The organism is Pyramidobacter sp. CG50-2, assembly GCF_003612005.1.
GTDB lineage: Bacteria > Synergistota > Synergistia > Synergistales > Dethiosulfovibrionaceae > Pyramidobacter.
Map to the genome: position 1 here is coordinate 1 of NZ_RAWT01000054.1, position 18,530 is coordinate 18,530.

Annotated in this window: 14 protein-coding genes and 1 riboswitch; of the genes, 6 read left to right on the forward strand and 8 right to left on the reverse strand. The window is 64.5% G+C overall.

Annotated elements, in window-relative coordinates; translation table 11 throughout:
* The coding region (locus tag D7D26_RS10110) for a YadA C-terminal domain-containing protein (RefSeq protein WP_199674765.1) at positions 1–519 on the forward strand (519 nt) is incomplete at its 5' end.
* Between the two features lie 214 nt (positions 520–733).
* On the opposite strand, the gene D7D26_RS10115 is transcribed toward D7D26_RS10110, so the two are convergent.
* The 7 genes from D7D26_RS10115 to D7D26_RS10145 form a co-directional block, all read right to left on the reverse strand.
* Positions 734–2,359 carry an amidohydrolase gene (locus tag D7D26_RS10115; protein ID WP_120372953.1) on the reverse strand — a complete coding sequence of 542 codons (1,626 nt, stop codon included), beginning with the start codon at positions 2,357–2,359 and terminating at the stop codon, positions 734–736.
* Between the two features lie 103 nt (positions 2,360–2,462).
* Complete coding sequence (locus D7D26_RS10120; protein ID WP_120372954.1) at positions 2,463–3,839, reverse strand: APC family permease; 1,377 nt, start codon at positions 3,837–3,839, stop codon at positions 2,463–2,465.
* A 51-nt stretch (positions 3,840–3,890) separates the two neighbouring features.
* Complete coding sequence (locus D7D26_RS10125) at positions 3,891–5,522, reverse strand: amidohydrolase (RefSeq protein ID WP_120372955.1); 1,632 nt, start codon at positions 5,520–5,522, stop codon at positions 3,891–3,893.
* Between the two features lie 261 nt (positions 5,523–5,783).
* Positions 5,784–6,578 carry a bifunctional hydroxymethylpyrimidine kinase/phosphomethylpyrimidine kinase gene (thiD, locus tag D7D26_RS10130; RefSeq protein ID WP_120372956.1) on the reverse strand — a complete coding sequence of 265 codons (795 nt, stop codon included), beginning with the start codon at positions 6,576–6,578 and terminating at the stop codon, positions 5,784–5,786.
* Positions 6,579–6,604: 26 nt separating this feature from the next.
* A complete protein-coding gene (gene thiE / locus D7D26_RS10135) occupies positions 6,605–7,246 on the reverse strand; it encodes a thiamine phosphate synthase (RefSeq protein ID WP_120372957.1) in 642 nt (213 codons plus the stop codon).
* A 109-nt stretch (positions 7,247–7,355) separates the two neighbouring features.
* Positions 7,356–7,466, reverse strand: a riboswitch (TPP riboswitch).
* A gap of 37 nt (positions 7,467–7,503) precedes the next feature.
* Positions 7,504–8,148 (reverse strand): thiamine diphosphokinase, encoded by a 645-nt coding sequence (locus D7D26_RS10140; protein ID WP_078015707.1) that lies wholly within the window; start codon positions 8,146–8,148, stop codon positions 7,504–7,506.
* Positions 8,141–10,192 carry a lytic transglycosylase domain-containing protein gene (locus D7D26_RS10145; RefSeq protein ID WP_120372958.1) on the reverse strand — a complete coding sequence of 684 codons (2,052 nt, stop codon included), beginning with the start codon at positions 10,190–10,192 and terminating at the stop codon, positions 8,141–8,143. Before D7D26_RS10145 ends, D7D26_RS10140 begins: the two co-directional genes overlap by 8 nt.
* A 147-nt stretch (positions 10,193–10,339) precedes the next feature.
* Here D7D26_RS10145 and D7D26_RS10150 point away from each other — a divergent pair, with 147 nt between their 5' ends.
* Positions 10,340–11,533: an HD domain-containing protein gene (locus D7D26_RS10150; RefSeq protein WP_120372959.1), complete on the forward strand. Its 1,194-nt coding sequence runs from the start codon at positions 10,340–10,342 to the stop codon at positions 11,531–11,533.
* A 31-nt stretch (positions 11,534–11,564) separates the two neighbouring features.
* Positions 11,565–12,041 (forward strand): YhcH/YjgK/YiaL family protein, encoded by a 477-nt coding sequence (locus D7D26_RS10155; protein WP_120372960.1) that lies wholly within the window; start codon positions 11,565–11,567, stop codon positions 12,039–12,041.
* A 111-nt stretch (positions 12,042–12,152) separates the two neighbouring features.
* Here D7D26_RS10155 and D7D26_RS10160 read toward each other — a convergent pair whose 3' ends face one another.
* Positions 12,153–14,471, reverse strand: coding sequence for a mechanosensitive ion channel domain-containing protein (locus D7D26_RS10160; RefSeq protein ID WP_158606342.1), 2,319 nt, complete (start codon positions 14,469–14,471; stop codon positions 12,153–12,155).
* 202 nt (positions 14,472–14,673) lie between these two features.
* Here D7D26_RS10160 and D7D26_RS10165 point away from each other — a divergent pair, with 202 nt between their 5' ends.
* The 3 genes from D7D26_RS10165 (at position 14,674) to D7D26_RS10175 (ending at position 18,196) form a co-directional block, all read left to right on the forward strand.
* Positions 14,674–15,816 (forward strand): DUF362 domain-containing protein, encoded by a 1,143-nt coding sequence (locus tag D7D26_RS10165; protein ID WP_120372962.1) that lies wholly within the window; start codon positions 14,674–14,676, stop codon positions 15,814–15,816.
* 175 nt (positions 15,817–15,991) lie between these two features.
* Positions 15,992–17,386 carry an MATE family efflux transporter gene (locus D7D26_RS10170; RefSeq protein WP_120372963.1) on the forward strand — a complete coding sequence of 465 codons (1,395 nt, stop codon included), beginning with the start codon at positions 15,992–15,994 and terminating at the stop codon, positions 17,384–17,386.
* Between the two features lie 99 nt (positions 17,387–17,485).
* On the forward strand, positions 17,486–18,196 hold the full coding sequence (locus tag D7D26_RS10175) for a GntR family transcriptional regulator (protein ID WP_120372964.1): 711 nt from the start codon (positions 17,486–17,488) through the stop codon (positions 18,194–18,196).
* Positions 18,197–18,530: the final 334 nt, after the last annotated feature.

Here is an 18,530-nt window from a genome sequence, read left to right on the forward strand (position 1 = left end):
GGCGAACTGAGAGGCGAAATCAAGACCACCGGAGCGCTCGGCTCCGCCCTCGCCGGCCTGAAACCGATGCAGTACGATCCCGTCGAACCCAGCCAGATCATGGCCGGCTTCGGCAACTACCGCGACACGTGGGCGCTGGCGCTGGGCGTGGCGCATTACGTCAGGGAAGACTTCATGGTCCACGCCGGCGTGTCGATTTCCGACCACGGCGAGTCGATGGCCAACGCCGGGCTGACGTGGAAGATCGGGCGCAGGGAAGACAAGGACGCGATCCCGGCGCGCTACCGCAAGGGCCCGATCGGCAGCGTCTACGTGATGCAGAAGGAGAACGCCGAATTGCAGGCCCAGGTGGCCTCGATGGAGCACGAGATGGCGGAGATGAAGGCTTCGCAGGCTCAGGAAATTGCGGAACTGAAGGCTTCGCAGGCTCGCCAACAGACCGAACTGAAAGCGCGCATGGCGGAACTGGAACGCCTGCTGCGCGCCTCGGGGAGGGCCCGGCAGGCGGGGAAACCGTAAGAAATCGTATGAAAGGCGCGGACTGGATTCGTCTCTCGGTCCGCGCCTTTCCGTTTGTTTTATGACTGCCGCGCCGGGACGTGTTTTTTTCGATGCGTGGCGGTCGCGGTTTTTTCAACGTTTCATGAGCGGATGTTCCACGTGGAACATTTTCTTTCGCCCGCGGAAAAGGAGACGCCGCGCTTCCGGCGTCCCGTTCCGGAAAAACGCGGCTCTAGCGGCGGTAGACGATCTCGCCGCCGATTACGGTCGCCGCGGGCAGGATCTCGCGGATCTGCTCGATCGGGCAGGCGAAGATGTCGCGGTCGAGCACGGCCAGGTCGGCGACGAAGCCAGGCTTGAGGCGTCCCTTGTCGCGTTCGTGGAATTCGAGATAGGCGCTGCCGGCCGTGTAGGCGTCGATCGCCGTCTCGACGTCGACTTTCTCCTGCGGGAACCAGCCGCCCTCGGGCCGGCCGAGGCGGTCCATGCGGGTGACGGCGGAGTAGATGCAGGGGAACGGGTTGCAGTCCTCGACCGGCGCGTCGGTGCCGTAGCCGACGGGTATGCCGAGCGCGGCGGCCGTGCCGAAGGCGTAGGACGTGCTCGCCAGCTCCGCGCCGCAGCGCGACTCGGCGATGTGCATGTCGTAGTCGAGGAAGATCGGCTGATAGGCGACGCAGAGGCGGTCCGCGGCGATGCGTTCGAGCAGCGGGCGGTCGGTGATCTGGCAGTGGTTGACGATGTGGCGCAGCGGGTTTTTCCCGCCCTCCATGACGCGCTCGTAGCAGGCGACCGTGTCGGCGACGGCCCGGTCGCCGATGGCGTGGGTGATGACCTGCACGCCGGCGTCGCGGGCGGCCCGGCAGAAGCGGTCCATCTCCTCGTTGGAGAGCGTTTCCACGCCGCGGTTGCCGGGATCGTCGCGGTAATCGCGGCTCATGGCGGCGCTGCGGCCGCCCAGCGAGCCGTCCTTGAAGAGCTTGAGCGGCCCGATCTCGACGTGGGCGGCGGGATCGTGATATTTTTCGCGCGCGCCGCCGCGCAGAAAGTCTTCGAAGTCGCCGACGCTGCGGAAGGTCATCTGATGGCGGTAGCGCAGCGCCGTGCGGCCGCCGGCGTGGGCGCGGGCGACGATCTCCAGCAGCGCGCCGACGGGAACGGGGACGAAGCCGGCGTCGTTCGACTGCACGCTGGTGAGGCCGTGGGCGACGGCGTAATCGGCGGCTTTGACGAACATGTCCTCGTATTCGGCCGCGGAGTGCGGCGGAATCAGCCGGCTGGCGTGAACGACGGCCTGTTCCTTGAAGACGCCGCTGGGGAAGCCGTCGGCTTCCAGCTCGAACTCGCCGTTTTCGTACTGGGGCGAATTTTTGCCCAGGCCGAGCATTTCGATGGCTTTGGTGTTGACGGCGGCGATATGGCGGCAGACGCGCTCGACGACGATAGGAACGTCGGCGGAGATTTTGTCGAGATCGTGGCGGTTGGGCAGGCGCTTTTCGCCTTCGTCGAAAAGGTCCTGGTTCCAGCCGATACCGGCGACGCCGTGGCGGCACAGATCGGGATGCTCGGCGAGGAACTTCCGGCCGCGCGCGACGATCTCGCCGACGGAGCGCGCGCCGTTCAGCCGCAGCTGCGACATCTCCATGCCGACGCCGAGCAGGTGCATGTGGCTGTCGTTGAGGCCGGGGATCACCGTGCGGCCTTCGCAGTCGAAGATTTCCACGCCGCGCCCGGCGGCCGACCCGATCTCGTCGTCGCGTCCGACGAGGCGGATCACGCCGTCTTCGGCGTAAAGCGCCTGCGCGAAGCGGCCGCGCTCCACGTAGATTTTTCCGTTGACAAGGGCGAATTTTTTCATTTTTTTCGTACCTCCGATGGAGCGTTCCGCTCCGTCGCAAAAGCGCCGCGGAACAGGACGGGCCGTCCTGCTCCGCGGCGCGGTTTTTCGGCCGTGCGGAAGCTTACCGCTGTTCTTCCCTTTTGTTCCTGAAGCCGAAGTAGAAGTAAACGCAGGCCGCCACGCAGGGGACGGAAAGCCCGGTGACGCAGGTGACGGGATCGTTGACCAGCGTATTGAGCATCATGCCGAAATTGATCAGCAGCGTCAGGCAGACGGTGAACGCGCCGCCCCACACCTTGTAGGGACGCTCGAGGTCGGGCAGCTTTTTGCGCAGCACCAGCACGGCGGCGATGATCAGCACGTTGATGAGCATCGAGCCGAAGACCACCAGGTTGGTGAGCTGGTCGAGGCTGCGCACCCAGATGTAGGCGATGGAGATGGCGCACTGGCAGAGGATCGGCGCGGTGGGGACCTTGTAGGCGGGGTGAAGCCTGGCGAACGAGCGGAAGAAATGCCCTTCCTTGGCCATGGCGTAGTAGTTGCGCGGGAAGGCGATGACCATGCCGTTGATGGAGCCGAGCATGGAGACGATCATGCCCACGGTGACGAGGATGCCGCCCGCGCCGCCCAGCAGGCGCAGGGCGACTTCGGTGCCCAGATAGAGCTTTTTCGCCTCGATCATGGCGCGGATCTCGGCCAGAGGCAGCACGCGGTAGATGGCGTAGTTGAACAGCATGTAGAGCACGGCGATGCCGGAGATGGAGATGATCAGCGACAGCGGCAGGTTGCGCTTGGGGTCCCTGATCTCCTCGGTGACGGCGTTGAGGTTCGTCCAGCCCTCGTAAGCCCACAGCGTCGCCAGCGTGGCGAAGCCGATCATGTTCAGCACCTTGGAAAACGGAACCGGCCCGTCCATGGGCGTGAAGGAAAGGTCGGGCGAGACGTCGCCCATGAAAAACGCCGAGCCCATGATGATGAAGATGGGGATCAGCTTGGCGACCATCGTGACGTTCTGCAGCACGGAGCCTCGCTTGATGCCGAAGCAGTTGTAGGCCGTGAAGGCGATCAGGATGGCGGAAGCGACGATCTGCGCCGCCACGCCGCCGAGGCCGAACATGGCCGTCAGCGCCACCGCGCCCGCGGCCAACGAAGCGGGGCCGGTCAGGAGCCAGCTGTTGAAGCCGCTGATGAAGCCGACCAGCGGGTGGTAGGCCGTGTTCAGGTACACCGTGACGCCGCCGGCCTTGGGGATCATCGCCCCCAGTTCGGCGAAGCACAGGCCGCCCAGCAGCGAAATGACGCCGCCCACGAACCAGCACAGCAGCGCCAGCCCGAGGCTGAAGCCGGCCCGCTGCAAAACGTAGGAGCCGAGATAGAAGATGCCGCCGCCGATCATGATGCCGCCGAGGATGCTGACGCCGCCGAACAGCGTGATCTCGCGCTTGAACTCCGTCTTTTCGGAACTGAGCTGAGAAACGAGATTCTGATTGTCCGCCATTTTTTTGTTTTCCCCCCTGAGAAAAGTCGTTTTATCCGCGTGCGCGGCCCCTTAAAACACTTTTTCGCCGCCGATATACGTCGCCGTGACCGTGGCGGCGAGGATGTCGCGTTCCGGGCATTTCAGCAGGTCGCGGTCCACCGTGATGAAGTCGGCGTACATGCCGGGTTTGATCTTGCCCTTCACGTCCTCGTCGCGCGTCGCCCAGGCGCCCGCCGCCGTGTAGCCGTAGAGCGCCTGCTCGCGGCTGAGGATCTGCCGCGGCAAAAACGGCCCCTCGCCGTTCAGGTCGCGGCTGGTGACGGCGCAGTACAGGCCGCGCATGGGGTTGAAGTCTTCCACCGGCGCGTCGGTGCCGAACGGCGCGTGCACGCCCGATTCGATGTAATCCTTCCAGGCGTAAGACGTGCTTCCCAGCTCTTTGCCGACGCGGTCGAAAACGATGTGCATGTCGTAGTCGATAAAGATCGGCTGGATAAAGGCGATCGCGTCGAGCTCCCTGAAGCGCTCCACCTGGCGCCGGTCGGTGATCTGGCAGTGGACGACGCCGTGGCGCGGGTGCACGTAAGGCATGGCCTTGCGGGCGCGCTCGATGGAGTTCAGCGCCATTTCCATGGCGCCGTCGCCGATGGCGTGCATGGCCACGGGCATGTTGTTCTCGTGCGCCTTCAGTACCAGCGCGTCGAGTTCTTCCTGCGTGTAGGTCGGCAGGCCGCGCGTCGAAGGATCGTCGGCGTAGGGCTGGCGCATGTAGGCCGTGCGCGCCCCGAGCGAGCCGTCGGTGAGCAGCTTGACCGTGGAGATCTTGAAGCTGCGGTTGCCGTAGCTGTCGTCGCAGCCTTTGCGGTCGAAGAACTCGTCGATCTCGGCCTTGGTGGGCAGCAGCGCCTGCTCGCCCCAGCGCACCTTGAGCCGCCCGTCCTCCGAGGCGTCGCGCAGCAGGCGCATCATCTCGTAGGCGCAGCCGTCGGGCGTGTACTTGAAGTCGTCCGACTGGATGCTGGTGATGCCGCGGGCGAACAGATCCTTCTGGCAGGCCAGCACCATGTCCAGCAGCGTTTTCAAATCGGGCGCGGGCAGGTTGGCCTTGATGTTGTCGACGACGTGTTCCTTGACGACGCCGTCGGGCGTGCCGTCGGGATTTTTGCCGGCGAAATCGCCCATCTTCTCCGCCGCGGCCTTGTCGAGCCCGATCAGCTCCATGGCCTTGGAGTTGAGCACGCCGACGTGGAAGCACGTGCGCATGACCAGCAGCGGGTACTCCGCCGTCACGGCGTCGAGATCGGCCGCCGCGGGATAACGCTTCTCGTCGGCGAAGTAGTCGTGATTCCAGCCCTCGCCGAGCAGCCACAGCCCCGAGGCCGGGTCGTACTTCTCCAGCCCCTTCTTCATGCGCTCGACCACTTCGCCGACGGATTTCGTGCCGCACAGATCGACGGCGCCCAGCTTCGACTTGGCGTAATGGAGGAAGTGCATGTGGCTGTCGTTGAAGCCGGGCATCAAAAACGCCCCGCCGCAGTCCAGCACTTCGAGATCTTTTTGCGGATGCTCCTGCAGATAGGCTTCCGCCCCCCTGTCGCTGCCCACGTACGCGAAGAAATCCCCGACGACGACCGCCGAATCGGCGGCCGGGTTCTCGCGGTCCATGGTGGCGATCGCCGCGTTGCGGATCCATAACGACATGCGCAAACACCTCGTCTTGTGTGTATGATACCGTCAGCTTTTGACGGCCGTTCTGTGGCTATTTAAATTTTTTTATGCGATTTTTCGAAATTATAACAATGGCATCTCACGGTGTCAACGTGACGATCCAGCGTAGAAATCGAAGTTGGGAAAAATGGTTTTCAACTCCGGCAGAGTCGGAAAAACGTTTCGGCCGGCAGCGCGCGGCGGCGCTCCGAAGCGCCGCATTTTCAATGGGAAGCCATCATTGAAAACCAGTATTCAGTCCGCTTCTCTGACGGCCCAGGCGTGGTCGAGCGGCCCCGAGCCGCGCCCGAGATCCAGCCCGGCCCGCAGCGCGCCGGTGACGTAGGCTTTGGCGCGGCGCACGCTTTCTTCGACGCCGCGGCCCATGGCGAGATGGCAGGCGATGGCCGACGAGAGCGTGCAGCCCGTGCCGTGCGTGTTGGGATTGTCCAGGCGCGGCGAATTCAGCCAGACGAGGCGTCCTTCGCTGAGGAGCAGGTCGTCGGCGCAGTCGGTCAGATGGCCGCCCTTGATCAGCACGGCGCCGCCCAGGCCGGCGGCGAGGCGCCGCGCCGCCCGTTCCATGTCGCCGTGATCGGCGATGGCGAAGCCACAGAGCGCTTCCGCCTCGGGGATGTTGGGCGTGATTACCGTCCCCAATGGCAGCAGTTCGCCGCGCAGCGCGCCGGTCGCGTCTTCGTCGAGCAGGCGCGAGCCGCTGGTGGCGACCATGACGGGGTCGACGACGACGTTGCGCGCACCGAAAGCCTTGAGCCGGGCGGCGATGGTCGAGATGATGGCGGCGCTGGACACCATGCCGATTTTCACGGCGTCGGGGCGGATGTCGTCGAAGACGCAGTCGATCTGCTGCGCCACGAATTCCGGCGAGGCTTCGAGCACGCCGAAGACGCCGGTGGTGTTCTGGGCGGTCAGCGCCGTGATCGCGCTCATGCCGTACACTTTGTGGGCCGCCATGGTCTTGAGGTCGGCCTGGACGCCGGCGCCGCCGGAGCAGTCGGAACCGGCGATCGTGAGGACTTTGCATATCATCGGAAAGACTCCTTTGCGGAAAAATTTCAGGCGCCGAAGATTTCGTCGGCGAGGCGGCGCAGGCGGCGCGCCGACGCTTCGACGTCGGGCGCGGCGAAGAGCGCCGAGACGACGGCCGCGCCGCACAGCCCCGTGCCTTTCAGCCGCGGCAGATTGTCCGCCGTGATGCCGCCGATGCCCACGACGGGAATGGAGACGGCGGCGGCGATGCGTTTCAGCTCGTCCAGCGGCAGCGCGGCGGCGTTGTCCTTGGTGCCGGTCGGAAACAACGCCCCCGAGCCGAGATAATCGGCGCCGTCCCGCTCGGCGGCGACGGCCTCCGCCACGCTGTGGGCCGAGACGCCGATGATTTTGCGCGGCCCGAGCCGCAGACGCGCCGCGCGCGGATCCGCGTCGTCCTGTCCGAGGTGGACGCCGTCGGCGCCGCAGGCCAGCGCGATCTCGACGCGGTCGTTGACGATCAGCGGCACGTTGTATCTTTTCACGACGGATCCGATCGCCAGCGCTCCGGCCAGAAAAAGGCCGTCGGGCAGATCCTTCTCGCGCAGCTGCACCATCGTGGCGCCGCCGCGCAGCGCTTCTTCCACCGCCTGCGCCAGCGTTTTCGCGCCCAGCCAATGGCGGTCGGTGACGGCGTAGAGGCGCAGCGATTCTCTTGAGCAGTTCATCAGTTTCCCTTCTTTCCATCAGAGGTGTTCACCAGGGGCGTTCGCCGCGGGGGCGATTCTCGCCGCAGAAAAATGACGGGGGAGAACCGGCGCGCCGGCTCTCCCCCGTCATTTTTCAGAAAGCGCTTCCTTCGCCGGCATGATCCCGTATCAGGTTCAAAGGGTCGAGGCCGAGCGGCCTCCTCTCAGCCCGCCTGTGCGGACTCCCCTGCGTGATGGAGTTCCCGTTTGAAATTATAGTCCCTGCGGCGCCCGCGTCAAGCGCGCAGCATTTCTTCCAGACGGCCGTCCTGCCACAGCGCGACGAGCGTGCCGCGGGCGACGGCCACGGAGCTTTCCCGGCCGGTGAATTCGTTGCTGACGCCGAGGGCGACGGAACTTTCCAGCACGGCGTCCGTCAGTTCGTATTTGAGGCCCCGCAGCGTGACGCCGCAGGCCGGCTCGCTCAGGCAGAACAGCGAGAGGTAGCCGCGGTGCGCGGCGCTGAAGCGCAGTTCGCCGTCGGTCAGCGCCGTGGCGGTCTCGTTTTCTCCGGCCAAAAAGCCGCGCGCGCCGCGGCGCGAAAGGTACATCAGCGTCTGCAGGTTGGCGAGCGTGTGCGCCAGCCGACCGCCAAGCCCCCCCAGCAGCGCGAAGCGCTCGTAGCCGCGCGACAGTCCTTCTTTGACGGCGAGCGCCATGTCGGTGTCGTCCTTGACGGGATTGCAGCGCACGACGTTGCGGTGTTCGGGCACATAGCCCAGCGAGTCGAAGTCGCCCAGCGCCATGTCGATCGTCGCGCCGCGGCGGCGCAGCGATTCATAGCCGCCGTCGGCCGCGATCACGTAATCGCCGGGCAGCGGTGCGAAGGCGGGGGCGTAAAACTCGCCGGCTCCCGCGATCCAGCAGACGGGCTTACTCATGGACGGGCGGCGTCTGATCGCCGGGCGCCGCCTTCCGGGCGGCTTCGCGCTTCTCTTTCTGCCTGGCGTAGAAGTCGCCGTAGAGCTTTTTGTACACTTCGTAGTTGCCGAGGACTTTTTTGACGTAATCGTTGGTCTCGCGGAAGGGAACGCCTTCCATCCAGGCGTCCTGCTCCCAGCCGCCGCGTTCGGCGTTCCACTTGTTCACGTTGCCGCCGCCGGCGTTGTAGGCCGATACGGCCCAGTCGAGGCGCTTGAAGCGGGCGATCAGGCCGCCGATGTGCGACGCGCCCATGGCGATGTTGTCGGCGGGATTGTAGGAGCTGTACTTTTTCAGGCCGATCTTTTTGGCTTCGCCGGCCGCCGTGGCCGGCATGAGCTGCATCAGGCCGGCCGCGCCCACCCAGCTGGTGGCGCGGGGATCGAACGAGCTTTCTTGCTTCATGATCGACCAGACCAGGAGCGGATCGACGCCGTATTTTTCGGCCTGCGCCTCGACGGCGGCGCGGTAGGGACGCGGGTAGACGAGCTCCAGCAGAGGGCGGGGAATCTCGCGGCCTTTCAGTTTGCTCTCGATGGCGCCGTGCAGGTCGGCGTACGCCGGCCCCTCGAGGCCGAGCCAGCGGGCCAACTGAGAGCGGCGCATCCGGCTGGGCAGGTCGTTTCTGCCGGTCAGCAGCATGCGGGCGTGGGTCATGAAGCCCCAGCGTTCCAGCTCGCTCGCGGGCGCGGGGGCGAGGTCCTCCGGCAGCGGCGCGTCGGCGATTTTGAGCGAGCCGCCGTCGAAAGCCATAAAGCTGTAGATGCTCAGGGCGTGGTCGTCTCCCAGTTCTTTCTCGTATTTTTCCGCTTCGCCGGCGCGCCCCAGAGCGTTCAGCGCTCTGACGTGCCAGTAGAGCAGGCGGGCGGCGCTCAGGTCGCCGGGGTGAGCGGCCGAAAGTTTCCAGTTTTTCAGCGCCGTCTCGTAATCTTTGCGGCAGAAAGCGTCCCAGCCCTTGCCCCAAAGCAGCGCGTTCGCGCGCGTCCCACTGGGAAAGCGTTCGATGTAGTCGTCGCGGGCTTCTTCGGCTTTGCTCCAGCGGCTGGTAGCCAGCGAATAGAGCGCCGACGAGGCGCGGAACGCGTCTTTGTCGTCGGCGGCCTTGAGCAGGGCGGCCAGCGCCGCTTTTTCCGCCGGACCGCCGATCATCAGCGACAGGCGCGAGAGCGAGCGGGCCACGTAATCGCCGTCTTTTTTGAAAACGAGCTTCTCGAAAAACGGCGCGGCCAGCTGCGGCTTCCCCAAGCGCTGCCAGCACATGGCCAGATAGTAGGTCCCCGACTCGCCGTAAGCGCCGCCCCATTTGAGTTGGCTCAGGAAGTTGACGCCGTCCTGGTAGCGGCCGGCGAGGTAGGCGGCGTAGCCGAGGCGGTAGCTGCGCTGCAGCGACGAGGGCGCTTTTGCGGCGATCTTGAGCGCGGCGGCGTTGCGCGGCTCCAGTTTGAGCAGGCGCAGCGCGTCGGCGGACTTCATGCGCCCGAGCCTGGCCAGCTCGCTCAGCATCTCCGCTTCCTGGTCGTCGCTGCCGGTCGCGTCGGCCATGCGCCGCAGCCACTTTTCCTTCTCGTCGACGTTCTCGGTGAGGCGGAAGAGCAGATACATGGCGTAGTAGCGCGCCAGCCGCGGCGTGGATTTCGCCTGATAGAGCGCCAGCCCGGCCTGATAGGCTTCCCGGGGCCGTTCGGTGCGTTCCAGCGCCAGCGCTTTGAGCAGGCTCGCATAGGGAACGACGCTTCTGGGATAGCGGCTGCCGATCCGTTCCATCAATTCCAGAGCGTCGCCCCAGCGCGACTGATACCAAAGCGCGTTCGCCGCCAGCGACAGGGCGCGCGGCGAGAGTTTTTCCCGCTGTTCGAGCAGCGTTTCGACGGACTTCCAGTTGCGGCTCAAGAAGAATTTCTCCGCCGCCTGTTCCGCGGCGGAGACCGAGGGCGCGGCGGCGGCCGCCAGCGGCGGGACCGTCAGGGCCAGAAACGCCAGCAGCGTCCGAATGATTTTTTTCATGGTCAAACCTCCTGTTCGTCCTCGGAAAGCCGAGCGGCTTGCGAAGATCCTTTATTATAATACATGAAGACGGGGCGGGCTGTCATAAAACGGCGCCATCCATTATAATCGGTGCGGAATCCCCGCTGAAGGAGGGACGAACGTTTCATGATTTCAAGAGGCCTGATGGAATTGATTTTTTCCGCCTCGAGCATCGAGCGTTGGAACGACCACCCGCGCACGGCCCAGTTCACCGAGATCGACAAGCAGGCGCACAAGGCGATGATCGCCTATTTCATCGCCCGCGCCGAGGAGGATCGCGGCCGCGCCGTCGACTGGAACCGGCTTATCGCCAACGGCGCGTTCAGCTTTTTGCACCGCGTGCTCGTCACCGACATCAAGCCGCCCGTCTTCCACCGCCTCATGCAGGACCGCGCGCAGCAGCGTCAGCTCAACGATTGGGTCTACGCCCAGCTCGAGCCGCTGTTGTCGCCGCTCGATTATCCGCTGTGCGGGCAGTGCCGCGCCTATCTCGGATCGGTCCCTGACAGCCTCGAAGACCGCATCCTCGGCGCCGCGCACTACGTCGCCACGCGCTGGGAGTTCGGCTTCATCTACTATTGGAGCAAGCCTCTGTACGGCATCGAAAAGACGCGCGAAGAGATCATGGGCGAGATCGAAAAGTACCGCGATCTCGCCGCGGTGGGCGACATCCTTTCCTCGGAACACAGCGCCTTCAACGATCTGATCAGCCTCGTCGGGCAGCTGCAGTTCCAGAAGCGCTGGGCGCAGATCCAGCGCCTGCCGCCCACGTCGGTGCTCGGCCATCTGCTGGTGGTCGCGCTGCTGAGCTGGCTCATCTCGCTGGAGATCGGCGCGGGCGCGCGGCGGCGGCGCAACGATTTTTACGGCGGCCTGTTCCACGATCTGCCGGAAGTGCTGACGCGCGACATCATTTCGCCCGTGAAGCGCTCCGTCAAGGGGCTCGACGAGCTGGTCAAGAAGCTGGAACGCCGCGGCGTCGAGGAGAACCTGTTCCCGCTGCTGCCGCCGGCGTGGCGCGACGACGTGCTCTACATGGTCATGGACGAGTTCGAAAACCGCGTCCGCACGAACGGCCGCGTGCGCGTCATCGGCCGCGATCTCGCCGACGCCGAGGGGCGCGACGAGATGGATCCCGTCGACGGCCGCGTCATCGAGGTCTGCGACAAGCTGTCGGCCTACATCGAAGCGCGCGAGTCGATCCGCATCGGCGTGCGCCCCGCGGCGCTCGAAGAAGCGTCCATGCGCCTGTACGATTCTTTCGCCTCGCGCCGGGTGGCCGGCTACGAGGTGAAAGCGCTTTTCGACAGTTTCAAATAAACGGCGTTTTTATCCGAAGGAGAGAGAGTCCATGATTTACGCGCATATCGACGACGCGAGGAATTACAGCGGCCTCGGCGAGGTCTTCGCCTGGGCCGTGCGCCAGCTGGCCCGCGCCGACCTGAAGGAGCTGCCGGTCGGCACCACGGAGCTGATTCCCGGCAAGGCGTGGTTTTCCATCGACGAGCCGGAGACGAAGCCGCTCGAGCGGACGCTTTTCGAGGCGCACCGCGAGTTTGTGGACGTGCAGACGACGATTGCCGGCGACGAGCTGATCGGCTGCGCGCCGCTGGCCCGGGTGACGCCGGCAGGTGACTACGACGGGAAACGGGACATCCAGTTCTTCCGCGGCGAAGGGCTGATGCTGGACTGCACGGGCGGCCTGTTCGCCGTCTTCTTTCCCGAGGACGCCCACCGCCCCTGCGTGGCGCCGGGGACGCCGCGGCGGATCCGCAAGATCGTGGCGAAGATCCACCGCTCCCTGATCCCGCACCGGGAACTGCCGTAGCGCCGCGCGGGCGGGAAAGCAAGAGGACAAATTTAAAGAGGGGATGCGGACGACCGGAGAGTCGTCCGCATCCCCTCGTTGTGTTCCGCGCGGGAGCGCTTTTGCGGCGCGTTATTTTTCGCTCTCCGCGGCCTGGGGCGCGCCGTTTTTCGCGTTGGCGGAGGAAATGCTGACGTCCATGTGCGGGTACGCCATGACCAGTCCTTCCTGGGCGAAGGCTTCCTGAATGGCCTCGCGGATCTCGCCGCTGACCTTCATGCCGCTGGCGATCTTCTGGTTGACCCAGAAGTAAAGCGTGAAATCGAGCTCGCTGTCGCCGAAATCGGCGAAGTAGAGCCACGGCGCGGGATTCTTGAGGATCTTGGGATTGGCGTCGGCGATGCGCAGGACTGTGTCGCGGACGTTCTTCGCCGGCGTGCCGTATTCGACGCCGAAGTCGACGCCGACCCGCAGCAGGGCGTCGGACAGGCTCCAGTTGATGAGTTGGTTGTCGAGCAGCTGGCTGTTGGGGACGACGACTTCCTTTTCGTCGAACGTGCGGATCAGCGTGGAACGTACGCCCAGGTCGGTGACGGTGCCGGCGATGCCGGCCACTTCGATGACGTCGCCGAGGCGGAAGGGGCGGTTGAGCGTCAGCAGGATGCCGCCCATGAGGTTCTTGAACATGTTCTGAGCGCCGAAACCGATGGCGATGGCGACGGCGCCGCCGAGGAAGGCGAAGGCCGTCAGCGGGATGCCGACGATGTGAAGCGCCGTCAGGAAGATGGCGATGCCGGCGAGGTAGAACACGAAGCGGTCGAAGGTGCGGCGGCTGGTCTCGTCGAACTTGAAATATTTGCCCACGGCCCATGAGAACATGTGCACCAGTTTGCGGGCCCCCCACGTGCCGAAGACGATGATAGCGAGCGCGATCAGAAATTCCCTGAGGCGCACGGCATAGCCGCCGCTCTGCCACAGCTCGGTGTTGAGCAGCGTGGCGGCGTGCGTTTTCCAGAAGGCGTGGATCTTGTCGAAGGTGGACACGGTCTTGTAGGTCTCCTGCAGCTCGCCGACGAAAGCGCGTTCCTGCGCGGACAGCGAGATGACGGCGGCGGTGTAACTGAGGCAGCTGTCGATAGAGGCCTGTACGGCGGAGCTGTATTTTTTCAGCCCGGGCAGATATCTGGGCTCGGTCGTTCCGCTGTCGAGCATCTTGCTGATGGCGGACTGGCGGCTCTGCAGCGAGAGCAGGTCTTTCTGCACGTCGAGCAGGTTGTTTTCGAGGGTTTTTATTTCGGCGTTCATGTTTTTGACGGCGGCGGGAATGGTTGTTTCGTCGACGGCGCCGCGGGCCAGGTCGTAACGCAGCGTCCACAGGCGCTTGCGTTCGGCGTAGAGCACCAGCGTTTCCTGCAGCTGTTCGAGCTGCAGGCGGTAACGGTCGCGCTCGGCGGTACGGTAACTCATTTCCAGCTGGGCGCTGTCCTTGTCTTTGTCGTCTTTGACGACGGCGTATTTCATTTCGGCCGTCTCGGCGGCGGCTTCCGCCTGCTTGATCTGGCGGTTCAGGGCCGGGCGCGAGTCTTCCAGCTTTTTGATCTCGGCGTTCAGCGCGGCGATCTGGGCGGCGAAGCCCTCCGCGCTCAGGTCGAGGTTCTCGCGGATGTATTTTTGCAGATAGCCGTGACGCTGATACTGCAGCTCGTATTTCGCGAGCGCGGTGGCGGCGCGTTCTTTTTCGAAACCGTCGAGGATCAGCTGGGCGCGGGCGATTTCCAGCAGATAGGCGGCGCCCTGAAGCTGCCAGGAGGTCTTTTGGTTCTGCTCTTTCTGGTAATTGTCGCGGGCAAGGCGCCACGCCGCTTCGCGATCCTCGACGAGCTTCTGCGAGGCGGCGGCGTACGAGTCGAAGCGCGCCAGACCTTCTTTGGCGTCGTCGATCTGCTTGCGGATATCGTCGAGGCTGCCGATGTACGCGTCGTAGTAGCCGAGCTTGTAGGGCGGTTTGTCGTTCAGCGTCAGTTCGGGCGAGCTGGCGTCGCCTTTCTGACGGGCCAGGTCGGCGTCGTCCTGCTTTTTGCGGCTGATGGCGTTGATGATTCGCGGGTAAGCGTTTTTGAGCAGCGTCAGATTTTCGACGCGCCTCGTCACGTCTTCGGCGGTGACGCCGAAACGGGCGGCGGCTTCGTCGGCTTTGAGGCTTTCCCATTCGGCCAGCGTCCGTTCGATCTCGGCGAGGCGCTTGCTGCAGGCCTCCGGATCGGCGGCGGAGGGCGTATAAGGCTGAGGCGTCTCGTCTTTTCCGGCGCCCCGGTCGGCGGACGTCGCCGCATCGGCGGCGGTTCCCGCGTCGGCGCCGGTGATGAGCGACAGCGCGTCGACGGCTCCGGCCGGGGAAATGGCGGCGCTCGCGAGCAAAAGCGCGGCGGCGAGCGAGAGAATTTTTTTCATCGGCAACACTCCTTGAATCCTGATGGGTCTCATCGAAAATTATAAGCCAGTATGTCTGAAAATGCTAATCGGTAAAATCGCTTATTTTAAGCGCCCGCTTGACTTGGAGTTCGCTTCATGTGGTAAACTCTCGTCGAACGACCGCGGGCGGCCCGGGGGGATCGGCCGGCTGCGGAAAACATTCGCAGGGGGGATTTTCACAATGGGAAATAAAAAGTCGATCGTCTATTTTGCGCCTTTCACGCCCGGCGTCAGCAAGGTGGACGTGCTGAAAAAAGCCGTCGAGGCCGTCGAGTTCAGAAAAACCGTCGCGAAGGACGCGCTCACGGCCGTGAAGCTGCACTTCGGCGAGAAGGGCAACGACACCTATCTGCGCCCCATCTTCATCCGCGCCGTCGTGGACGAGGTCAAGAAGTGCGGCGGCAAGCCGTTCCTCGTCGACAGCAACACGCTCTATGTGGGCAGCCGCAAGAACTCAGTCGATCATCTGATCACCGCCATCGAGAACGGCTTCGGCTACGAAGTCACCGGCGCGCCGCTGATCATCGCCGACGGCCTGAAGAGCAACGATTTCCGCGAGGTGGAGCTCGACGGCCGGTACTTCGAAAAAGTCGAAGTCTCGGCCGCCGTCGCCGAAGCCGACGCGCTCGTCGTCGTCTCGCACTTCAAGGGACACGTGGCGGCCGGTTACGGCGGCGCGATCAAGAACCTCGCCATGGGCTGCGCGCCGGCCCGCGGCAAAAAGGCCCAGCACGCCGTCCATCTCGAAGTCGACGAGGAAAAGTGCATCGGCTGCGGACGCTGCTTCCGCAACTGCCCCGGCCACGCCATCACGATGGAGAAAGACGCCGCCGGCAGAACGACGTCGCATATCCACGCCGAGCCGTGCTTGGGCTGCTGCGAGTGCATGACCGTCTGTCCCACTCAGGCCGTCGGCATGATCTGGACGGCCGACGAGGACAAGTCGAGCTTCAACTGCCGCATGGCCGAGTACGCCTGGGGCGCGATTAAGGACAAGGTGCGTCCCCTCTTCATCAACGTCATGATGGACATCACGCCGTTGTGCGACTGCTGCGGCTGGAGCGACACGCCCATCGTCCCCAACATCGGCGTCGCCGCCAGCACCGATCCCGTGGCGCTCGACAAAGCCTGCTACGACATGGTCATGGCCGCTTCGGGTTCGGCTGTAGAGGAACATCATTTCCACGAGGGCGACGACAAGTTCCAGCTCCTTCATCCGACTACCGCTCCCCACGCCCAGTTCGAGCACGGCGCCGAGATCGGCATGGGCTCGATCGACTACGAGCTGAGGACGATCCACATCGAAGAGGGCGAAGGCGAGTAAAATCGGGTAACGCCCGCGCCGTTCCGAAAAGCGGCCGGCTTGGCGCCGCGAGGAAAAACATGATATACAAAAAAGCCGTCGATTACTCCGATCGACGGCTTTTTTCGCGGCCCGTCTGTTTTTTGCAAAAACGCCGCGAAGCTGGTAAAGTGGGCGCGAAGGGACGGGGAGGGGCATGGAAGAAAAACGTCGGGGCACGTTGAGGCGGGTGATCCGTCTGGCGCTGCCGGCTGTCTTCGAAAACGTGATGTTCACGCTGGTGAATATCGTCGACGTGGCCATGGTCGGTTCGCTGGGGGCCGTGGCGACGGCGGCCGCGGCGCTGAACGCGCAGCCGATGTGGCTGGCCTACGCGGTGACGATGATCGCTGCCGGCGGCGCCTCCGTGCTGGTGGCGCGCTGCTGGGGCGCGAAGGATTACGCGCTGGCGGGGCGCTACGCCGCGCAGGCGGTCGTGCTCGGCGCGCTGATCGGCCTGTGCATGACCACGGCCGCCGAATCCGGCGCCGGCCTGTACGTCGCCTTGATGCATGCCGCCCCCGACGTGGCGCCCGATGCGGCGGCCTACATGCGCATCGTCGGCGCGTCCCTGCCCTTTCTCGTGGCGGAGCGGACGATGGCCGGCGTGCTCCAGTCCGCCGGCGACACGGTGACGCCGATGAAGATCTCCGTCGCCGCCAACCTGTGCAACGTGGCGGGCAACTTCCTGCTCATCTATCCCAGACGGAATCTGGACTGGCTGGGCGGCCTGCCGGTGTGGGGCATGGGCTGGGGCGTGCGCGGCGCGGCGGTGTCGACGGCGGTTTCGATCGTTTTGGCGGCCGCCGCCATGGCGGCGGCGCTGAGGCGGCGCCGGGACGAGCTCGAGCTGTCGGCGCCGCGGTTCCTGCGCTTCGAGAAAAAACGCCTGGACGATCTGCTGCGAGTCGGTTTGCCGATCGCGGCCGAACGCATCGTGCTCTCCAGCGGGCAGATCCTCTACATGTCGGTGATCTCCGCGCTGGGCACGGTGGCCGTTTCGGCGCATTATCTGGCGACGACGGCCGAAGGCGTGTGCTACAATCCCGTTTACGGCATCGCCATTGCCGCCACGACGCTGGTCGGTCAGGCTCTGGGCGCGGGCGACGAACGGCGCGCCGAGGCCGAGGGCCGGGCCTGCATCCATCTTTGCCTGGCCGTGATGGCGGTGGTGAGCACGGGCATGTATTTCGGGGCCGAATGGCTGATCCGCGTGTTCACGTCCGACGCGGCCGTGATCGAACAGGGCGCGCGGGCGCTGCGCATCGTGGCGTGGGTGGAGACGCTTTTCGGCGCGGCGCTGACCAGCTCGGGCGCGCTGCGCGGCGCGGGCGACACGGTCGTGCCGCTGTGGCTGGGCATTTTTTCCATGCTGGGGCTGCGTCTGGGCGCGGCCTGGCTGTTCGTGAACAAGCTGGGGCTGGGACTGGCCGGCGCGTGGTACGCCATGGATCTCGACGTGGGCGTGCGCGGCGCGCTGCTGTGGCTTTATTTCAACTCCGGCCGCTGGAAGCTGAAAAGCCGCCGTCTCGCCGCGCGCACCGGCCAATAGAGAGCGGATATCCGGAAAGAGAGTTCCCGTTCGGCGGCGCTTCATTGCCGGAGGAACGTTTTTCGAGCGTCGAAAGCGACGTCGGAAGGGAGATTTTCGATGGACCAAGAGGTAGAAGCGTCGAAGCAAAACGCCGAGCTGCGCGCGTTCAACACCGTGGTGGAGCTGATCCGTCAGCGCGAGATCGTTCCCGGGCAGCGGCTTTTCGAGCCGGATCTGTCCGAACGGCTGTCGATGAGCCGCACGCCGCTGCGCACCGCGCTCAGCCGGCTGGTCGCGGAGGGCATCCTGGTCAAGGAGCGGGGGCGCAAGGGCTATCTGCTGCCGGCGCTGTCGTCGGAAGACATGCGGCAGATCTTCTACAGCCGCGCCGCCGTGGAGGGGGCCGCCGCGGCGGCGCGGCTGGCGCATGGCTGCACGCCGGAACACGTGACGGTGCTGCGCGCGATCAACGCCAAAGAGGCGGAACTGTTCGGACGAAAGCGGCAAACTCCCGAGGAGAAAGCGCAGTACGCGCAGCTGAACGAAGAACTGCACCGCCTGATCGTCTCTTTTTCCGGCAACGTGTACCTGCTGCGTTTCTTCAACAGCAGTTATTGGCGCTCCACGATGTACACGCTGCTTTATACCCGTTTTTATCGGGAACGAACGCGTTCGACGGGGGAAAACGTGCCGAGCTGGAAGGAACATTCCTTGATCATCGACGCGCTCGAGGCCCACGAGGCCGAGCGCAGCCGCCGGCTGATGGAAGAGCACGTGCTGAACACGTTCCGTTACCGTTCGCTGTTGGAGGAAACGGAAAGGCAATAACGCGCGTTTTTCAATGACGGGACGCTCTCGGCGGGCGTTTCGTCATTTTTTTTGCGCGCGTTCCCGTCTTTTCCGTTTCCGGTCGCGTTGGGGACGTTTTTCCGCACCGAAAAATTTTCCGTTGACAGAGGAAATATTTTTAATTATACTAGGGCTTGTTTAAAAAACGTCAAAGTTGCCTAAATCGATCCAATCGCTTAAACTTTTCTCATGGAAGAGAGAAGATATGAACTGACCTCCAGCGAGTGGAATCGAATCAAGAGAATGCTGCCGCCCGAACACCCGAAATCAGGTCAACGTGGACGCCCGGCAAAATACGATAACCGCAGGATCA